The 19,231-nt window shown below is 70.1% G+C and carries 19 protein-coding genes; 12 read left to right on the top strand and 7 right to left on the bottom strand.

From position 1 onward, the window contains the following. Nucleotides 1-87 precede the first annotated feature (87 nt). The 6 genes from GR168_RS14625 to GR168_RS14600 all read left to right on the top strand — a co-directional run bounded on the left by GR168_RS14625 (nt 88) and on the right by GR168_RS14600 (nt 4,782). Nucleotides 88-519, top strand: a complete 432-nt coding sequence (locus tag GR168_RS14625) for a hypothetical protein (RefSeq protein ID WP_137808477.1) — start codon at nt 88-90, stop codon at nt 517-519. After that, complete coding sequence (locus GR168_RS14620; RefSeq protein ID WP_058253066.1) at nt 519-956, top strand: SRPBCC family protein; 438 nt, start codon at nt 519-521, stop codon at nt 954-956. The genes GR168_RS14625 and GR168_RS14620 overlap by 1 nt, the downstream gene beginning before the upstream one ends. 20 nt (nt 957-976) lie before the next feature. After that, nucleotides 977-2,206: an ArsA-related P-loop ATPase gene (locus GR168_RS14615; RefSeq protein WP_137808543.1), complete on the top strand. Its 1,230-nt coding sequence runs from the start codon at nt 977-979 to the stop codon at nt 2,204-2,206. Between the two features lie 200 nt (nt 2,207-2,406). Then, a complete protein-coding gene (locus GR168_RS14610) occupies nt 2,407-2,913 on the top strand; it encodes a hypothetical protein (RefSeq protein ID WP_159371059.1) in 507 nt (168 codons plus the stop codon). Next, nucleotides 2,913-3,920, top strand: a complete 1,008-nt coding sequence (locus GR168_RS14605) for an ROK family protein (protein WP_058253064.1) — start codon at nt 2,913-2,915, stop codon at nt 3,918-3,920. The genes GR168_RS14610 and GR168_RS14605 overlap by 1 nt, the downstream gene beginning before the upstream one ends. A 154-nt stretch (nt 3,921-4,074) precedes the next feature. Continuing rightward, nucleotides 4,075-4,782 (top strand): lysophospholipid acyltransferase family protein, encoded by a 708-nt coding sequence (locus GR168_RS14600; RefSeq protein ID WP_159371058.1) that lies wholly within the window; start codon nt 4,075-4,077, stop codon nt 4,780-4,782. Here GR168_RS14600 and GR168_RS14595 read toward each other — a convergent pair whose 3' ends face one another. Further along, on the bottom strand, nt 4,783-6,354 hold the full coding sequence (locus tag GR168_RS14595; RefSeq protein WP_159371940.1) for a mannosyltransferase: 1,572 nt from the start codon (nt 6,352-6,354) through the stop codon (nt 4,783-4,785). It lies immediately after the preceding gene. A 103-nt stretch (nt 6,355-6,457) separates the two neighbouring features. Here GR168_RS14595 and GR168_RS14590 point away from each other — a divergent pair, with 103 nt between their 5' ends. Together GR168_RS14590 and GR168_RS14585 are read left to right on the top strand one after the other, a co-directional pair. Continuing rightward, nucleotides 6,458-6,940, top strand: coding sequence for a polyadenylate-specific 3'-exoribonuclease AS (locus GR168_RS14590; RefSeq protein ID WP_058251695.1), 483 nt, complete (start codon nt 6,458-6,460; stop codon nt 6,938-6,940). Nucleotides 6,941-6,984: 44 nt separating this feature from the next. Next, nucleotides 6,985-8,376: a 3-deoxy-7-phosphoheptulonate synthase class II gene (locus GR168_RS14585; RefSeq protein ID WP_068970557.1), complete on the top strand. Its 1,392-nt coding sequence runs from the start codon at nt 6,985-6,987 to the stop codon at nt 8,374-8,376. A 12-nt stretch (nt 8,377-8,388) separates the two neighbouring features. Here the strand turns inward: GR168_RS14585 and GR168_RS14580 are convergent, their stop codons facing one another. Further along, nucleotides 8,389-9,585 (bottom strand): protein kinase, encoded by a 1,197-nt coding sequence (locus GR168_RS14580; RefSeq protein ID WP_159371057.1) that lies wholly within the window; start codon nt 9,583-9,585, stop codon nt 8,389-8,391. A gap of 152 nt (nt 9,586-9,737) precedes the next feature. Between GR168_RS14580 and GR168_RS14575 the strand changes: the two genes are divergently transcribed. After that, nucleotides 9,738-10,103 (top strand): Rv2175c family DNA-binding protein, encoded by a 366-nt coding sequence (locus GR168_RS14575; protein ID WP_058251861.1) that lies wholly within the window; start codon nt 9,738-9,740, stop codon nt 10,101-10,103. Here the strand turns inward: GR168_RS14575 and GR168_RS14570 are convergent. Both GR168_RS14570 and GR168_RS14565 read right to left on the bottom strand, forming a co-directional pair. Continuing rightward, the gene (locus GR168_RS14570; RefSeq protein ID WP_159371939.1) at nt 10,072-11,703 is read right to left on the bottom strand and encodes an alpha-(1->6)-mannopyranosyltransferase A; all 1,632 of its coding nucleotides are present in this window, start codon (nt 11,701-11,703) and stop codon (nt 10,072-10,074) included. The genes GR168_RS14575 and GR168_RS14570 overlap by 32 nt on opposite strands. Before the next feature lie 8 nt (nt 11,704-11,711). Further along, nucleotides 11,712-12,929 (bottom strand): polyprenyl synthetase family protein, encoded by a 1,218-nt coding sequence (locus tag GR168_RS14565; RefSeq protein WP_159371056.1) that lies wholly within the window; start codon nt 12,927-12,929, stop codon nt 11,712-11,714. Nucleotides 12,930-12,940: 11 nt separating this feature from the next. On the opposite strand from GR168_RS14565, the gene GR168_RS14560 reads away from it, so the two are divergent. Further along, a complete protein-coding gene (locus tag GR168_RS14560) occupies nt 12,941-13,918 on the top strand; it encodes a methylenetetrahydrofolate reductase (protein WP_058251700.1) in 978 nt (325 codons plus the stop codon). 51 nt (nt 13,919-13,969) lie between these two features. Here the strand turns inward: GR168_RS14560 and GR168_RS14555 are convergent, their stop codons facing one another. From GR168_RS14555 to GR168_RS14545, 3 genes are all read right to left on the bottom strand, one after another. Continuing rightward, entirely contained in the window at nt 13,970-14,935 is a 966-nt protein-coding gene (locus GR168_RS14555) for a DUF3153 domain-containing protein (RefSeq protein WP_159371055.1), read from the bottom strand. Nucleotides 14,936-15,000: 65 nt separating this feature from the next. Continuing rightward, nucleotides 15,001-16,620, bottom strand: coding sequence for an NAD(P)/FAD-dependent oxidoreductase (locus tag GR168_RS14550; RefSeq protein WP_159371054.1), 1,620 nt, complete (start codon nt 16,618-16,620; stop codon nt 15,001-15,003). A gap of 2 nt (nt 16,621-16,622) precedes the next feature. Further along, entirely contained in the window at nt 16,623-17,297 is a 675-nt protein-coding gene (locus GR168_RS14545) for an N-acetyltransferase (RefSeq protein ID WP_078112824.1), read from the bottom strand. Nucleotides 17,298-17,662: 365 nt separating this feature from the next. On the opposite strand from GR168_RS14545, the gene GR168_RS14540 reads away from it, so the two are divergent. Both GR168_RS14540 and GR168_RS14535 read left to right on the top strand, forming a co-directional pair. Further along, on the top strand, nt 17,663-18,136 hold the full coding sequence (locus GR168_RS14540) for an SAV_6107 family HEPN domain-containing protein (RefSeq protein ID WP_058251704.1): 474 nt from the start codon (nt 17,663-17,665) through the stop codon (nt 18,134-18,136). A gap of 166 nt (nt 18,137-18,302) precedes the next feature. Continuing rightward, nucleotides 18,303-18,704 (top strand): DUF3040 domain-containing protein, encoded by a 402-nt coding sequence (locus GR168_RS14535; RefSeq protein ID WP_159371053.1) that lies wholly within the window; start codon nt 18,303-18,305, stop codon nt 18,702-18,704. Nucleotides 18,705-19,231: the final 527 nt, after the last annotated feature.

The raw sequence follows: 19,231 nt of genomic DNA, 5'->3' as shown, positions 1-19,231 counted from the left end.
ATCAGTCACCGAATCGTATCCCCGACACGGAATCGGACTCATCGCGACGTCGGTTTCGGGTGCACTACCCTGCGCCGACACGAGTATGTGAAGCTAGTGGGCGTGACGAGCATCCAGGTGGCCGACGAGGTCTTCGTCGCCGCGGCGCCGCCGTCGGCGACCGCCGTGATCGGCGACCCCGCCAACTGGCGCCGGTGGTGGCCGGACCTGCGTTTGGCGGTCACCGAGGACCGGGGCGAGCAGGGCGTGCGCTGGCAGGTCGCGGGTCCGGTGTCGGGGACGATGGAGATCTGGAACGAGGCGGTCCTCGACGGCTTCGTGCTCCACTACTTCCTCCACGCCGAACCCGCCGGTCCGCTGCCCGACGATCCCCGCGCCCGCGCCGACGTGCTGGCCGAGCAGAACAAGCTGCGCCGCGTGACGGGCAAAGAAGTCTCCTTCGAGGTCAAACGACTGCTGGAGAAGGGCCGCGTCGTCGGTGGTCCCGCCGCCGGTCTCGAGTCGGCCGGGATGCGGTGATGGCCGACCACACCGAACGCGACATCGTCATCGGCGCCGACGCCGACGCCATCCTCGCCGTCATCGCCGACTTCGAGCACTACCCGGAGTGGGTGACCGCCGCCCGCGAGGTCGAGGTGCTGCGCACGGATGAAGCCGGCCGCGCCCTCGAGGTCAGGTTCGTGCTCGACGCCGGTGTCCTCCAGGACACGTATGTGCTTGCCTACGAATGGGATCGGAACGCCCCCGCGGTGTCGTGGCGCCTGGTGTCGAGCGATCTGCAGAAGGATCAGCGCGGACGATACGTGCTGACCCAACAGGTCCCGGGATCGACGAAGGTGACCTACGAACTCATGGTCGACCTGCAGGTGCCCATGATCGGCCAGCTGAAGCGGCGAGCCGAGAAGGCGATCACCGATGCCGCGCTGAACGACCTCAAGAAGAGGGTCGAAGGCTGATCGATCTCACACCCATCCACATCGTGCTCGGGCCGGGGGGTTCCGGTGTCTCCGCGGTCGCGGCCGCCGGCGCGACCCAGCGTCCCGGCACCTCCCGGGCGGCCCGGGCCGTGCCCCGGTCGGGCCTGTCGGCAGCCGAATCCGACACGCTCCTCATCACCGTCGACCGCTGGTCGCCGGTTCCCGACTGGGCACGGGTGTACCGCCGGCCCGGCGAGCCCGTCGCGGTGTCCAAATACCTGCACCTGTTGACCCTGGACCGACTGGACCTCACCGAACGCACATGGTCGGCGTTCGTCGAGGTGCTCGAGCACACCGTGAGCCGCAGCAAGACGGCCCTGCCCGGCGTCGGCACCCTGGCCGGGATCGACGCCGCCGAGCTCACCTCGTTGCCCGGGATCGACGACTTCCTGCTCCTGCGCCGTATCCGGGACGAGGCGATCAGCGGCCGGTGGCAGCGGATCGTCGTCGACTGTTCCGGATGTGGTGACCCACTCCAGTTCCTCCGTGGCGGAGCAGTTCTCAGCCAGGCCCTCAACCGGTTCTGGCCGCGTCACCGACGCCTCGCGATGGCCTCCGAGCGTCCGATGGTCGCGCAACTGACGGCCGCGGTCGACGCCATCGACCGGGACTGCCTCGACATCGCCGAACTGTTCGCCGATCCGCATGCGGTGGCGGTGCACCTCGTTCTCGCCGCCGACGACCGGAGCCGACGACTCACCGGCCACCATCTCGCCGCCGCCGACCTCATGGGCCTGCCGCTGGCCTCGGTCCAGGTCAACGCGGGCGTCGGCGCCGAACCGGCGGCCGAGGTCGCGGACATGGTGCGGGCCGAACTCGCCGGTTCCGACGGTTCGCGTTCCGTCGTCGTCGAGGTGGTCGAGAAATCGCCCGGTGCGATCGATCGCATGGCGCGGCTCCGCAAGCTCTCGGTCTCGTTGCCGGCACCGCACGGCGTCCCCCGGGGTTCGGCCGCGGCCGAGGTCGAGGCGGGCCAGGGGCGCGTGAGCGGCAAGCCGGCCGGTCCGGTGTACCGGTTGTCGTGGCCGCAGCGCCTACCGGAACCGGATTCGCTGGCGCTCGGGCGCAGCGGAGACGACCTCCTGGTGACGATCGCGGGATTCCGCCATCCGGTGCGGCTGCCGTCGGTGCTACGGCGCTGCACGGTCGTCGACGCCGACTGGGACGGCACGACCCTGGGCATCGGCTTCGTCCCCGATCCGGCGGTGTGGCCCCGGCCGCAGAACTGAACCGGTTCCTCGGCCCGCTACGTCGGCGCCGCGCAGTTCCCGACGGCCAGGTGGGACGGCGATGGTGGAATGATCCCGCCCGGGCGGGGTACGTTCGCCAGACCGCACTGTTCGAGACGGCAGGGTACGGTGCCGATGACCCCGACGACAGACACGCGGGTGGGTGTTCGCGCGGGGCCGGGAGAAGGGGAGAGTTGGCGATGGGCACGGACGACGAGACGTTCCGGCAGGCCGGTGACGGGTCCGCGGACGGGCGTCGCGACGGACCCGCCGATCCGGTGCGCGACCTGCTGCTCGGACTGGCCGCCCAGATCGACCACCTGGCCGCGCTCTTCGCGCCGGCTCCGCAGTCGGCCACCGCCGGTGGTGCGAATGCAACGGGGACGCGCCCCGGTTTCGCCGCTTTCGCCGACGGTGGTCCGCTCGGACATGCGCTCTCCGGGGCGTCGGGGGAGATCACCTCGTTGCTCGCCGAGATCGGCGATCTGGTCGCCCGGCTGATCGCCGCGGTCATCGCCGTACTCGAGGCCATCGCCGAGGCGCTGCGTTCGTCGCCGACCTCATCGGCGTCACCACGCCAGTACGAACCGATCGCGGTGCGATTCAACGGACCGGCCGCCGGGCGCGAGGCCGGCACACCGCGACGCGGTGATGCCTCACGGCGGGCCACGCCGCCCCCCGAACCCGGCCCCGGGCAGGAGAACTGATGGGCGACCTGACGATCGGCATCGACATCGGCGGCACCAGCGTGCGCGCCTCGGTGGTCGACGACCGGGGGACGATGCTCGACACCCTCCGCGCGCAGACCCCGCCGACCGCGGCCGCGCTCGAGCACTGCCTGGACCGGTTGGTCGGCGAACTGACCTCGCGCTGGGACGCGAAGGCCGTCGGGCTCGCGATCGCCGGCTTCCTGACCACCGACCGCAGCATCGTCCGGTTCGCGCCGCATCTGCCCTGGCGCGAGGCGCCGGTCGCCGAGGAGATGACCCGCCGCGTCGGGATCCCGGTCTTCGCCGAACACGACGCCAACGCCGCCGCGGTGGCCGAATGGCGGTTCGGCGCGGCGGCCCGTGGACACAACACCGTCGTCCTCGCGATCGGGACCGGGATCGGCGCCGGGTTCGTGATCGACGGGGAGATCTATCGCGGAAGTTACGGCGTCGCACCGGAACTCGGACATCTGACGATCGTCCCCGACGGGCGCGCCTGTGCCTGTGGCAAACGCGGCTGCTGGGAGCGGTACTGCAGCGGCACAGCACTCGTGGACACCGTGGTCGAGTTGCTCGCCGACGGCGACTGGGGGCGCAGCCAACTCGCCGCCGATGTCGCTGCGGACCCCGGGTCGCTGACCGGCCGTCGGGTCGCCCGCGCGGCCGCCGACGGGGACGCCGTCGCGCTGGCCGCGTTCGCGCGGTTCGCGACGTCGCTCGGCCAGGGGCTCGCGATGATCGCCGACATCTTCGACCCCGACCTCATCGTCCTGGCCGGCGGCGTCGGCGCGGCGTCGGGGCTGTTCCTCGACGAGGCCCGGGAGCACTACGCCCGCCAGGTCACCGGTGCCGGACACCGTCAGCTCGCGCGTATCCGCGGTACCCAGCTCGGCGAGACCGCCGGCGTCGTGGGCGCGGCCGAGGTTGCGCGACAGGCGATCCGGACGGCCGCACGCCCTCTGGCCGACCCGCACCCCGAGACACGGCCGGTCTCCGGGCTCTGAGTGCTCCCGGCGAGACCCCGAGCGGTCCCGGCCGGACGGTAGAGTGCGACGCGGGTAAGGTCTTGGCGTCGGGACACTCCTCGGTTCCGCGGTCTCCGCGGCGCGGTTGTCCGGCGGTGGTCATCGGGTCGGTGTGCGCGGCGAGGAGATTCTCATGTGGTACTGGGCGTTCAAATACATCTTTCTCGGTCCGATCCTGCGGGTCCTCGGCCGGCCGACGATCGAAGGACACGAGAACATCCCGACCGACGGCCCGGCGATCCTGGCGAGCAATCACCTCGCGGTGATGGACAGCTTCTTCCTGCCGCTGATGGTGGATCGCCGCATCTACTTCCTCGCCAAGAGCGAGTACTTCACCGGTACGGGGCTCAAGGGTGGCTTCCAGCGCTGGTTCTTCACCGCGGTCGGTCAGATCCCCATCGATCGGTCCGGGGCCGAGGCCGCCGAGGGTGCGCTCACCGCGGCACGCCGCCAGCTCGACAAGGGGAAGCTGATGGGGATGTACCCCGAGGGCACCCGATCGCCCGACGGACGCCTCTACAAGGGAAAGACCGGTCTCGCCCGGCTGGCCATGGACACCGGGGTGCCGGTGATCCCCGTCGCGATGATCGACACCCACAAGTTCAACCCGCCGGGCAGTATCCTGCCGCGACCCACTCGGGTGTCGGTGCGCATCGGCAAGCCCTTGGACTTCTCGCGCTACGAGGGCATGGAGGGCAACCGCTACATCGAACGCGCAGTCACCGACGAGATCATGTACGAGCTGATGCAGCTCTCGGGTCAGCAGTACGTCGACGTCTACGCCGCGAGCCTGAAGAACCAGGCCCCGCCGGTCGAGCCCCCGGCGGCCGACGCCGCCTGATCAGCCGGCGTCGCCGACCCGGGTGCCGTCCAGGACGGCGCACAGCTCCGGAATCCAGTCGCGATCTGCCGGGACGATCTCGGCGGCGTCGAGGTGTCGAAGCTCGTCGGCGGAGAACCAGCGCACGTCGAGGTGCTCGAGCGCGGTCGGAGTCCCCGAGCGCAACCGCGCCGCGTAGGCGTGCAGGGTCAGGCCACCGGGCAGCGCGACCGGGGAGCCGACGCCCTCGCCGGCTTCGACCTCGGCTCCGAGCTCCTCGCGGATCTCCCGAACCAGCGCCGCCGCATGGGCTTCCCCCGACTCGACACGACCGCCGGGCAGTTCCCACAGACCGGCGAGTTCGGCCGGACGGGACCGCTGCGCCAGCAGCACGCGGCCGTCGGCGACGATCGCCGCGGCGACGACGTCGCGCGGTCGGGTGTCGCGGGGTTCGTCGCGCGCGGCGCGCGTCGCGATCATCCAGGCGAAGGTGACGAAGGTGGCCGCCGGCCACGCGGCCCCGAAAACCGCCTCGAGTGCCGCCGGGGGATGGGGACCGTACTCGATCGTGACCCGGAGCAACCACGGAATCCCGAGCCCCGCGACCACGATCCACATCGCGAGGACCGCCCGCGCGCCCCGGCGCCGCGAACCGGTGCCGTGCACGAGCCAGATTCCCAGCGGGATGATCCACACCCAGTGATGCACCCACGAGATCGGCGACACCAGGAGTCCGAAGAGCTGGACCACCAGCAGGATTCCGAGCGCGTCGGATACCGCACGGCCGGCGAACACCGCCACCACGACCGCGACCAGGACGCCGACCATCCAGATCCAGCCCGACCCCACGTCGAAGCCCACGAAGCGGGACAGGGTGCCACGCAGGCTCTGATTGATCACCGCCTCGACGGGACCGATGCGCTCGGCGTCGCCGAGCAGGGTCCCGTAGTAGGTGCGGGTGACGTCGGGGAAGAGCAGCAGGCAACCGAGGACGGTGAAGACGAAGGCGACCGCGGCGGCCAGGGCGCCCAGGGGTTTGCGGGCGGCGAGATACCAGAGCCCGGAGATCGCCGGGGTGAGCTTGACCCCGGCCATCAGACCGATGAGTGCGCCGCCGGCGAGCACCCCGCGGTCGCTGCGCGCCCAGGTGACCGCCAGCAGGGTGCCCAGCATCAGGAAGACGTTGATCTGGCCGTAGTCCAGCGTGACCCGGACCGGTTCGCACCAGATCGCGGGGGCGGTCCAGAGTGCGGCCACGGCGTAGACGTCGGTCGTCGACCCGCACAGGCGTAAGGCGAGGACGACGCAGGTGTACAGGGCTCCGAACGTCGCGAGCTGCCAGCCGATGGCCACCAGGTCCCATGGCACGAGCGACAACGGGTACAACACGACGGCCGCGAACGGCGGATACGTGAAGGGCAGGGCGAAGTCGGTCTCACCGGCGTAGGTGAAGAGATAGAGCGACCCGTCGGCGAGACCCGCCGAACCGTCGCGGTAAACGTGCAGGTCCACGAAGTTCCTGCCGTTCACGGTCAGCGTGTCCCAGACGAGCCGCGCGATGATCGACGCCGCCAGGAGAGCGGTCGCCAGCACGGACCTGGAGCGCACGAAATACCAGGGTAGACAGCCGGAGGGCGGTATGGCGAAACGGTGCGCGGTGAGCGGGTCGGCACGAGGGTGTGTGAATACTTGACCCATGCGTTTCTTCTACGACTCGGAGTTCATCGAGGACGGCACCACCATCGAGCTGGTCTCGATCGGGGTCGTCGGTGAGGACGGCCGCGAGTTCTATGCGGTGTCGACCGATTTCGACCCCGGCCGGGCGGGGGACTGGGTGCGGGCCAACGTGCTGCCGAAACTGCCCTCGCCGTCGTCGTCCGCGTGGCGGGACCGGCGACGCATCCGGGAAGATCTCCTCGAGTTCCTCACCGCCGACGGCTCCGACATCGAGCTGTGGGCCTGGGTGGGCGCTTACGACCATGTCGTGCTGTGCCAGTTGTGGGGTCCCATGACCGCGCTGCCGCGTGAGATCCCGCGGTTCACCCGTGAGCTGCGGCAGCACTGGGAGGCCGCGGGCCGACCGGCGCTGCCGCCCACGCCGTCGGACGCTCACGACGCGTTGAGCGACGCCCGGCACAACCTGCGCCGGTGGGAGGCGATCGAGAAGGCCCGCGTCTGACCCGCGGACGAATCCACTCCCCACGTCTCCTCTACCCTGGACGGGTGGTGAACTGGACCGTAGACGTTCCGATCGACGACCTTCCCGAGCTCCCGCCGCTTCCGGGGGATCTCCAGACGCGTTTCGACGACGCGATCAGCCGCCCGGCGGTACAGCAGCCGAGCTGGCCGGCGGACGAGGCGCGCAAGATGCGGACCGTCCTCGAGTCGGTCCCGCCGATCTGTATGCCCGCCGAGGTCCAGACGCTCGCCGCGCAGCTGGCCGACGTCGCCGAGGGGCGTGCATTCCTCCTGCAGGGCGGTGACTGTGCGGAGACGTTCGCCGACAACACCGAACCGCACATCAAGGGCAATATCCGCACGTTGTTGCAGATGGCGGTCGTGCTCACCTACGGCGCCAGCATGCCGGTGGTCAAGGTCGCCCGGATCGCAGGCCAGTACGCCAAGCCGCGATCATCCGACACCGACGCCCTGGGGCTGCCCTCCTACCGCGGCGACATGGTCAACGGATTCGTGGCCGACGCGGCGGTGCGGGCACACGACCCGTCCCGGCTGGTGCGCGCCTACGCGAATGCCGCGGCCGCGATGAACCTGGTCCGCGCCCTCACCCAGGCCGAGGCGGATCTGAGCCGGGTGCACGACTGGAACCGCGAGTTCGTGCGCACGTCACCGGCCGGCGCACGCTACGAGGCCCTGGCGTCCGAGATCGATCGCGGCCTGCGGTTCATGGACGCCTGCGGCGTCACCGATTCGAATCTGAACTCCGCCTCCATCTTCGCCTCGCACGAAGCGCTCGTCCTCGACTACGAACGCGCCATGCTGCGGCTGGCCGACGACCCCGAGGGTGCCGGCAAGGTCCTCTACGACCTCTCCGCCCACTTCCTGTGGATCGGGGAGAGGACCCGCCAGCTCGACGGCGCCCACATCGCGTTCGCGGAGCTCATCAGCAATCCGATCGGCGTCAAGATCGGGCCCACGACGACGCCCGAGCAGGCCGTCGAATACGTCGAGCGTCTCGATCCGCACAACGTGCCCGGGCGACTCACGCTCGTCGCGCGGATGGGCAACGGCAAGGTCCGCGACGTGCTGCCGGCCATCGTCGGCGCCGTCGAGGCGACCGGCCACAAGGTCATCTGGCAGTGCGATCCGATGCACGGCAACACCCATGAGGCGTCGACCGGCTTCAAGACCCGGCACTTCGACCGCATCGTCGACGAGGTGCAGGGGTTCTTCGAGGTGCATCGCGCGTTGGGCAGCCATCCCGGTGGTGTGCACGTCGAGTTGACCGGCGAGGACGTCACCGAATGTCTCGGTGGCGCACAGGAGATCTCGGATCTCGACCTCGGGGGACGCTACGAGACCGCCTGCGATCCGCGGTTGAACACGCAGCAGTCGCTCGAGCTGGCGTTCCTCGTCGCGGAGATGCTGCGCGGCTGAGGGAGCAGGGCATCAGCCGATCGCCAGGAACGTGCTGCCGACCCAGAAACCGAGGGCGCCGAGGCCGCCGACCAGCACCAGCACGACGACTATCCAGACCAGCGCGCCGAGCCGGCTGCCGCCGATGAGTTCGGGCTCGACGGCCATCGGCCGTGAGGTACGACGGGTCACCGGACGCGGCGCGGAGCCGACGTCGTCGCGCTCGGCCGCAGGTCGCTCCACGGGTGTGGCTGTGTCCGCAGGCCGCGCCGGGCCGGGCACCGACTGGACCCGGGTGCCATGGCCGCCGGGATCGGGGCCCCGGTAGCGCGACACCGTCTGACGCTCGGCCGACCGGCGCGGCGCGGGCACCGTGAACGGCGGGAGGTCGAGTTCGTCGGCGACGGCGAGCAGGGCCCGTTGCATGTCGAAGCCGTCGGCATATCGATCGGCGGGGTCGCGTTCGGTCGCGCGCAGCACGATCTCGTCGAACTCCTCCGGCACCCCCGGGATCACGTCGCCCGGCGCCGGCACGTCGAAGCTGAGTCGCTGGTAGGCGAGGGCCAGGGGTGAGTCGCCCGAGAAAGGTGTTCTGCCCGTGAGGAGTTCGAACATCATCACACCCATGGAGTAGACATCGCTGCGAGCGTCGGCGTGGGTGGACTCGACCTGTTCGGGGGAGAGGTAGGCAGCGGTCCCGAGGATCACGCTGGCCGAGGTCACCCCGGCCTCGGCCACGGCTCGCACCAGTCCGAAGTCCGCGACCTTCACCTCGCCCTCGTCGGAGATGAGCACGTTCTCGGGTTTCACGTCCCGGTGCACCAGACCCGCGGCATGTGCGGTGCCGAGCCCGCCGAGTACCGGCGCGGCCACCGCGACGACGGCATGGGGTGGCATCGGGCCGCGCTCGCGCAACAGTTCGCGCAGGCTGCCCCCGTCGACCAGTTCCATCACCAGGAACGCGATGCCGTCGTCGATGCCCTGGTCGTACACCGAGACGAGCCCGGGATGTTTGAGGCCGGCGACCGCGCGTGCCTCGAACTCGAAGCGGCGCAAGAACTGTGGGTCTCCCGAGTACCGGGAGTCCATCACCTTCACCGCCACGTCGCGTCCCAGCCGCAGGTCGACGGCGAGGTAGACCGCCGACATGCCGCCTCGCGCGATGGGCGCGTCGATCCGGTACCGGTCCTCGAGGACGGTCCCGAGCATCGTGTCGACGGGGGAGTTCACGCTGCCGAATCTACCTGCAGCCCGGGCCGGTCGAGAGCATCGGCACGATGCCGACCGAGGGTGTCGCCGCCGGGGCGTTCGCGGGTCTCGTTCGTCATGTCGTCGCGACCCGACGGTTTCTCCCGCTCCCGACTACCGGCTACCCTTTCGACGTGGGTTCCCTACCGTTGTCGCCTGACACTCTGCCTTCCGACACCGAGTTCCTGTCGATCGACGATGTCGCCGACCGCCTCGGGGTGTCGACCAACCGGGTGCGGACACTCATCCGTGACCATCACCTGCTCGCGGTCTCCCACAACGGATACCCGGCGATTCCGGCGCTCTTCGTGGACGAGGGCGGCGTCGCGAAACACTTCTACGGGCTCGTGGCGGTCCTGATCGACGGCGGTTACACCCGCGACGAGGTGATGGAGTGGCTGTTCACCGAGCAGGAAGATCTCGGACTCCACCCGGCGGCAGCGCTGCACACGGATCTGGCCCGCGAGGTCATCCGCCGGGCGCAGGCCCAGGCTTTCTGAGCGACGCCCCGTCCCCGAACCCCCGGGGTCCGGATTCCCGGGGCTCGGCATCGGCGCGCTCCGACTCCTCGATGCCGGTCTCCGCAACAACATCCGACGCAAGAGCGCTCTCGCCGGCCGGGGTCGCGCCCCACGCCCACCTCCCGAACCGGCCCAGCCGCAACGGGTCCCGACGGGTCAGCGACCAGGCCGCGACGCCGGCCAGTGCGGCCGCCAGCGTCACCTCGACAGGTTTGTAGAAGACGATCGCATCGTCGGGCTGGAACACGATCAGCAGGAACGTCGAGGCACCGACGACCGTGGCCCGCACCCACATCGGCAGGTCGAAGGCCACCGCGATCACCAGCACCCACGTGTAGTACCAGGGCAGCGTCGACGGCTCGAGCAGGAGTACAGCCAGCATCGCCCACGCCATCCCGGCGACCGCGTCCCGCACGTCGTGGCGGTGGCGCCACCAGAGCGCGACCAGCGTGACCGCGAGGACCACCGAACCGATTGCCCGCGTGACCTCCAGCACCGGTTGCAGATTGAGGGCGACGAACGGCGCCGCGACGAGGGTCACGACATGGGCGGCGAGGGTGGGAATGGTGAACCAGTTGATGATGACGTCGGCCCACCCCAGGCCGGTGAGCCAGCCGAGTCCCAAGCCGATCACCAGGGTCCACAGGCCGAACACCGCGACCGCGATCCCGACGATGGATGCGAACACCGTCACCACGTCGCGGACGGTCACCGGTCGCCGGGAACGGATGTGCGACAACCAGATCCACAGGACGAACGGCAGTGCGATGCCGGCGGTGATCTTGATCGACACCGCGAGCGCCAGGACGGCTGCGCCCACCACGTGCCGGCCGTCGACCACCAGGACGATCCCGGTGACGAGGACGCCCATCATCAGCAGCTCCACGTGCGGTCCCGCCACGAGATGGATCAGGACCAGCGGATTGAACAGCACCAGCCAGAGTCCGGCTTGCGGGGAGGCCCCGAACCGCTCCGCCAATCGGGGGATCGCCCACAGGGACAGGAAGAGTCCGGGCAGCAGCACCAGCCGGATGGCCAGCACGCCGAGGACGACCTGGTCGCCGGTGATCTCGGTGACGACGCGCAGCATGCCCATGAAGAAGGGGCCGTACGGTGCCGTCGTGGTCGCCCAGACCTGCGCCATGCTGTCGACGAGCGGACCGGGCAGGTGGGCGGGACCGTCGGCATACGGGTCGAAACCGGCGCCGAACACCGCGCCCTGGGCGAGATAGGCGTAGACGTCGCGCGAGTACACCGGCACCGCGACGAGCAGGGGAGCGGTCCACACGAGCACCCATCGGCTCAGCGTCCGCGTCGTCGGCGCGGTGTCGGTGGTGGAGGAGATGATCCGACGCCCCAGCCGGACCCACCCGAACACCATGAGGAACACGCCCAGCCAGAACAGCGTCCCGAAGACGTTCTTGCCGTGCCCGTACGTGATCCAGCTCAGACCCAGATCGGAGAGAAGAGCGGAGTTGCGCGGCGGGTCGCCGACCCCGAAGCTGCCGAGACAGACCAGCACGGACCCGATCGCGCCGAGGATCAGATCGCCCCGACCGGCCGTGGCGGCACCTGTCACGGAAGTGCTCACGCCTGACGGTGCGCGACGCGATGGGCGACCGCGATCAGCTCGGCACGGATGTCGTCGCCGATGTCGGCGACGTCGAGTGCGGTCAACGCCGACCCCAACAGCTCGTCGATCGAGTTCTCCACCTCGGCCACCGCGCCGAGCTCGACGAACAGGTCTCGCGCGGAACCCAATTCGTCGCTGTCGAGCCGGCGGCCGAAGTAGGAGCGCAACCGCGCGCCGAGGGCCGGGTCGGCCGCATCGGCGCGTTGCAGCGCGATCGCGCGCAGGGCCGTGTGCTTGTCCGAGACCAGATCGTCCCCGGACGGTTTACCCGTGCGTTCGGGATCGCCGAAGACGCCGAGCAGATCGTCGCGGAGCTGGAAGGCGATGCCGAGGTCGTGCCCGATCGCACGCAGCGTCGACACCAGCTGCTCGGACGCACCGGCGAGTCGCGCACCCAGCTCGAGCGGTCGCGCGACGGTGTAGGCGGCGGTCTTGAACTCCATCACCCGGTAGGCGGCCTCGGTCGAGTCGTCGCCGCCGGCCTCGTTCACGATGTCCAGGAACTGGCCGCCGAGCACCTCGGTCCGCATCGCCGCCCACGTCGCGCCCACCTCCGCGGGCAGCGGGTGGTCGCCGTCCCTGCCGGTTGAGCGGTCCCTGCCGGCTGAGCGGTCCCCGCCGGTTGAGCGGTCCCCGCCGGTTGAGCCTGTCGAAACCCCCGGCCGGTGACCGTGGACCAGGTCGTCCGCCCAGGCGAGCGCGAAGTCGCCGGCGAGGATCGCGGCCGCGACCCCGTGGGCGCCGGAGTCCCCGGCCCACTCCGCGCTCGCGTGCCGTGACTCGAACTCCCGGTGCACGGTCGGGTACCCGCGCCGGGTGTCCGACCGGTCGATGATGTCGTCGTGGATCAGGGCGCAGGCCTGCACGAGTTCGAGTGCGGCGCAGACGCGCAGCGCGTCCCGCGGGCCGGGGGCGTCGTCCTCGGCTGCGGCCCCGGCGACGGCACGGTCCGACGACGACGTCCCGCAGCGCCACCCGGCGAAGGCGAAGACCGGTCGGATGCGTTTGCCTCCTCGCAGAACGAACTCCCGGATCAGTTCGGCCGCCTCACCGACCACCGGTGCGATCGCGGCGGCGGCCGGGACCGCGTCGTCGAAGAAGGCGCGTAATTCGGCCTCGACGGCGCCCGGAACCGCATCGAGCGAGTTGGGCGTGGGGATCGTGGAGGTCACCCTGCCAGGCTATGCGACCTGCTCCGTACACTGTGCGGGTGACCCCAACCGCTCCCGCACCCTCGATCGTCGAACGCCTGTCCGCTCCGCACCGCGGCCCGGTCCCGTTCTCGGTCGAGTTCTTCCCGCCGCGTGACGCCGAGGCCGAGTCCCGGCTGTGGCGGGCGGTGCGCATCTTCGAGCGGTTGTCCCCGGCGTTCGTCTCGATGACCTACGGTGCCGGCGGTTCGACGCGGGATCGCACGGTGCGCATCACCGGTGAGCTCGCCGCACAGACCACGCTGCTGCCGGTGGCCCACCTGACCGCCGTCAATCACAGCGTCGCGGAACTGCGCGCGCTCGTCGGTGCCTACGCCGACCAGGGCATCACCAACATCCTCGCGCTCCGCGGCGATCCGCCCGGCGATCCGCTCGGCGAGTGGGTCGCCCATCCCGACGGCGTCGAGTACGCCGAGCAACTGGTCCGGCTCATCGATACCCTCGGCGACTTCCACGTGGGGGTGGCGTCGTTCCCGGAGACGCATCACCGGTCGCCCGACATCGAACACGACACCCGCACACTCGTCAGCAAGTTGCGGGCCGGGGCCGAGTACTCCATCACCCAGATGTTCTTCGACGTCGAGCACTACTTGCGGCTGCGCGACCGGGTCGCGGCCGCCGACCCCGAGCAGGGACTCAAGCCGATCATCCCGGGCATCATGCCGGTGACGTCGCTGGCCACCGTCCGTCGCATGGTCGAGCTGTCGGGATCGGTGATCCCGCCCGACGTCGAGGAGCGGTTCGCCAAAGCGGCGGGCAACGGCGCCGAGGAGGACCGCGCGTCGGTCCGTGCCGTCGGCATCGACTTCGCCACCGAGATGGCACAGCGACTCGTCGCCGAGGGTGCGCCGTGCCTGCATTTCTGCAGTCTGAACTTCGCCAAGGCCACGACGGAGGTCCTGGGCCGACTCGGCGTGGACGTCGACGCCGCGCTGCACGTCCCGGCCTGAACGGCCGAAGCTGTTCCGCCGGACCGGTGTCGACGCCGGTCCGGCGCGGCATCATGTGCCCGCGGGTGGCTTTCGATCCGCGGGCGGCGATGCCGATGACGGACCCGACACGGGATCGGCGGCAGCCGCGAGTCCTTCACCCGAGATCGACGAAGGGTTTGTCTTCGCCGCGACCGGACGTCCGGGCCGCGGTCCGCGATACCGCTTGGAGTAGGCGATCCGGACGATCACCAGGACGACCACGACGCACAGCAACGCGACGAACCACGACCAACTGCTGACCGCGGCGGTCGCCGGGTCCGGATAGGTGGCATCGGCGCTGAAGTCCGACGGTTCACCCGGAGCAGGGGTCCAGGTCACGGTGGACTCGCCGACCTGCTCGCCGTTCGTCGCGGTCACCGGACCGCCGAAGGTGACGGTCAGCTGCACGTAGTCGCGGTCCGGGACCAGCTCGGTCAGATCGGCGTCGCCGCGGAACCGCACCACCTCCCCGCTGCGCTTGGCGGTGAGGTCCATCGTCAGCGAGGTGTCGCCGTAGGCGTCGGCCACGATGTCGCCCAGCTGGGCGAACTGTCCCGCGGTGAGATCGCTGAACGACGCCCGCGTTCCGACGCGCGTGGCGGGATCGTCCTCGGCGGGGTTCTCGTCCGCGCCGGCCTCGTCGTTTCCGGCGGGCTCGGAGGGGGAGGGGGAATCCGCCGTGTTCTCGGGTCCGGCGCCCGGAGACGACGGCGCCTCGGGACGATCGGGCACCTGTTTGTAGTCGGTCACCGAGACCTGCCCCACCATCGACTCGGGGAGGTCGAACTGCGGTGTCCCGCGCGGATTGTCCGGGGTGGTCGCCACGACGACGCTCCCCGAGTAGCGATCTCCCACCGTCGTCGACCGTTCGAGACAACCGGCCATCAGCGGGGAGAGGGCGACGAGAGCGACGGCCACCGCGGACGGCAACAGGCGCCGGGCTCGGCGGGACCCGGGCGCACCCGGTACGGGATTCGACGAACGCACGGTGCTCATCGTGCCAGACCCCGGCCGGACCGCGGGGCACCCGTCACACCGCGCCGCGTCGGGTGTCGGCGGTGTCAGGGCCGACGGCCGAGACCCCGACGCCCGCGTCGCAGCGCCAGGTGGGCGGCGATGTAACCGCTCGCGCCGGTGACACCTCCGCCGGGGTGAGTCGACGCTCCGGCGAGGAGCAGGCCGTCGGCACCGGGGACGCGGTGTCCGGCGAGGTCGGGGGTGGGACGCCACATGAACATCTGGTCGATGGACATCTCGACATGCATGATGTTGCCGCCGATCAGGCCCAGCTCATCGGCCAGATCTCGCGGCGTCTGGACGTACCGATGCGCGACCGACTCGGCGAAACCGGGCGCGTGGCGGTCCACCTCGTCGACGACGGCCTTCGCGGCGCGGTCCGCCGCGGCCGGCCAGTCGCCGTCGGCCAGCCGGTACGGATGCCACTGTGCCCAGAGATTGATGACGGAGCGGCCCGGGGGCGCGAGCGTCGGATCGATCGCCGAATAGCTCATCGCGACCACAGCCGGGCGCGGCGGGAGCTCGCCCACCGACGCCGCGGCATGGGCTCGGGTGAGGTGGGCGCGGTCGGTGACCAGCAGTCCGAGAGCCGAATGGACGCCGTGCTCGGGCAGGTCGCCGGGCAGCCCCTGGTAGTCGGGCAGGCCGGTCGTCCCCAGGCGAACCGCCATCCCGATCCCGCTGCCCACGACGATGGCGCGTCGCCAGCGGTCGATGACGCCCGCGTCGAAACCGCCGGCGGCGAGGAGGTCGAGCGTGGTGAGCACGTGGCAGGCGTGGATGACTGTTGCGGCACAACGGGATTGACCCGTGCCGGTGAGCACCCGCCAGTGGTCGCCGCAGCGGGCGACGGAGACCGCGGGGTCGCCGCAGGAGACACGGCCGCCGTCCTGGTGGATTCGGTGCACGAGGGCCTCGGTGAGGGCGCCGCTGCCCCCGATCGCGCGTCCGGGCGGGATTCGGTGCATGAGTGCGGCGAATCCGATCATCGGCGCCGTGCCCGGTGCGCTCATGGGCGGTCCGGACTGGGCGCCGAACCACGCGAGTCCGGCCTTGAGCTGTTCGGACTCGAAATACTCGTCGAGGAGGGAATCGCCGGAGGCCATCAACTCGGCGGTCAGGTTCAGCACCCGGCCGCCGCGCCGGCCGAACAACCCCGTGCGTGCCGTGGCGGCGGTGCCGCCGAGCCCGCCGAAGGCCCGGCCGAACTTCCCCATCGTCGCGGGTTGGTAGAACGCATCCATGACCGCCCGCGCCCGCGGCGTCCACGTCTCCACGAACCGTCGATATGCGGCGGCATCGGCTGCACCGCAGGCGTTCTCGATGGAAGCACACGTCGCGTCGAGGTCGGTGCGGAAGACGATCGGCGGGGCGGTCGCGGTGGCCGGGACGAACGCCCACGGATCGCAGTCGACGTAGCGCAGGCCGTGCGCGGCGAGGTCGAGGTCGTCGAGGACGGGGGAGTGACGGATCATCAGATGCGACGACGACCCCCGGTCGACCCGATGGCCGGGGAACCGTTCGACGGTGGAGACCGCGCCGCCGGGGATGTCGTCCCGCTCGAGTACCTCCACATCCCGTCCGGCCTGTGCCAGGTAGGCCGCGGCGATCAGGCCGTTGTGGCCCGCGCCGATGACGACGGCGTCACGCCGGGTGCCGTGCATCGTCAGCTCCCGGTACCGGCGCGGCGGGCGGCGGCCGGGGGTTGCAGTTTCAGGGGGAGCGGACGGCCGAGGAACGCGAACGGACGCGGATCGCCGGTGAAGGTGAAGTGGCGCAGGACGTCGGTGAAACCCATCCGCCGGTACAACGACCACGCGCGGTTGTCCTCGGCGGGGATCTCCGGGGTCGACAGCAGCACATGGCGTTCGGGCCGATCGGCCAGCAGCCGGGCGAGGAGCGCCTGTCCGATCCCACGGCCCTGGGCGGTCGGGTGGACGTGCAGCTCGGTGAGCTCGAAGTAATCGCGCGCGATCGCCTCGACCGTCTCGGGCGGTCGGCCCGTCTGGCGGAGTCCGAGCCGCAGCTGCTGGTTCCACCACTGACCGGTCGCGCCGGTGTAGCCGTAGGCGATGCCGACGAGCAGGTCGTCGGGTCCGAAGCCGACCGGTGGACCGACCCGGCGCCGCGCGGCCGGCATGGTCCGCGCCTCGTATGGGGTCACCGTCTCGACCGCGCCCACCGCACGCCATCCGGGCCGCGCGATGTGTTCGCGCCAGAGCCCGGCCCGATGGATCTCCGTACCGCGCGGATAATTCATCGCGGTCACGTAGATCTCCAGGGCCGGCTCGAGCCAGGCCCGGGCGTCCTGGCCACTCAGGCTCACCAGGCGGATGGTCAACGGATTTCCGTTCTCTGCATCGTTCGTCCTGCGTCGTCGACCTGCGGACGAGGTCGGCTGCCGCTGGGGCGGGCCGCCCTCTGCCGGGGGCATCGCGTCGCAGGCCACTTCCGGGAATTGTCCTATCGATGATGCACACTCGGCAGGAATCGGCCCGCAGGTGGTGGCGTTGTACTCCCCGGCGGGGGTTTCGGGTCACAGATGTCTTGAACGCCGACGCCGGGATAGCTATATTGAACGTGTCGAACGGATGTTCGATGAATGTGCCTCCGCAAGCTGTTCGCGTTCATCCGACGACACGGTCCGGCGGCGGACGAGGGAAGCGTCTGCCGCCGGACACAGCCCATACGCACGAGGAGGACGACATGGCCAGACACCGCAGCGCCACGGCTCTCACCCACGCGGCGCCCGTCGACCCGGTGATGGTCGGTCGAGCGCGCGATCTCCTCGAGCGCGCACACGTGCTCTTCGACAATGCCGACGGCGTCGACGACGACGTCGAGCGGTTCCGCCAGCTGTACCTCGTCGCACTCCGCGCCTCGGGCGCGGCCCTTGCCGTGCACGAACCGGTCGGGACCGTGCGGCGCAGGACGTCGAACGCCTGGACCCGCATCGGTGTGGTCGCCCCCGAGCTGGCGCCGATCGCCGCCCGGTTCGCCGCGCTGTCGCCGGTTCGGATGAAGATCGAGTCCGGGATCATCCGCACGATCGACCCCGACAGCGTCGCCGGCATGCGGCTGCTCGTCCTCGACTTCCTGCGTCGGGTCGAGACGATGGTCATCGCCTACGAGCAAGGAAAACTCGGTGCCGAAGCGCCGCAGATCGGCGCGACGGCGTGAATCCGGCCACACTTTGCGGTTTCTGGCACCGCCCGGTCGTCGGCAACAGCGAGTAATGGTGGTCGCGGTCGATTTCACCTCGTATCATGGGACGATATAGGCGCAGACGCCTTTCCGGTCGCGGGTGACCTTCGTCGGCGTCACGGATCAGTGAGAAGGAGGGTCGGTGCCACTTTCGGAGCACGAGCAACGCATGCTCGAACAGATCGAGAGCGCGCTGTACGCGGAAGACCCCAAGTTTGCGTCCAGTGTCAAGCGTCGGCGCCTTGGGAAGTCGAGCGGTCGTCGTCGCCTGCAGGCGGCAGCGGTCTTCGTCGTCGGCCTGGTGATGCTGGTCGGCGGACTCATCGTCAACATCAACATCGGCGGATTCCCGATCGTGAGCCTCCTGGGCTTCCTGGTGATGTTCGGGGCCGGCCTCTTCGCTCTCTGGGGAGACAACAACACCGCCGAGGCGGGCTCGTCGTCGACCAGGTCCGGCAAGAAGCAACCGGGGTCGTCCGGCGCCAAGCGCAAGCTGTCGGAGCGCATGGAGGAGCGATTCAATCGCCGGTTCGAGCAGGAGTGATCCGCTGATCCCGACTCCGCGTTCGTCGATCGGCTGACCGACTCCCGCAACTTCGCATACGACTGAGCCGCGTGCCTTCGGGCACGCGGCTCTTTCATGTCCTCGATCGCTCTCCAGAGCACGCTGAACGGGTTCGGGCGCACGGCCGACGGATTCGGGCGCACGATCGACGGGATCGGACGCCCAGTCGACGGTCCTCGCTCTTCTTTGCCGGCATCCCCACTTCTCCCCACCGGCGATCCCCACTTCTCCCCACCGGGACGCCCCACTTTGCCCCACTAGAGGATCTATGCCTGGATTTCCCGCCTCTCGAACCTCATCGGTGTCTCTGGTCACACGCTTGATGCGCTTCTTTCGGCCCGTGACGCGCCGGGGACACGCGCGTTCATTGTCAACTTGAGCTCCCTGAACTGGGAATTTGCTGTCAGTGGGTGAATGCGGGGGCGGTGGGGGTGGAAAGTGGTGGAAAGTGGGGTACTGTGGCAGCACTGGGTGAGGCGAGATACGACGCGGAACCCGGTGGGCAG

The organism is Gordonia sp. JH63, from assembly GCF_009856645.1.
GTDB classification, from domain to species: Bacteria; Actinomycetota; Actinomycetes; order Mycobacteriales; family Mycobacteriaceae; genus Gordonia; species Gordonia hongkongensis.
This window is presented reverse-complemented; position numbering and strand designations above follow the sequence as displayed.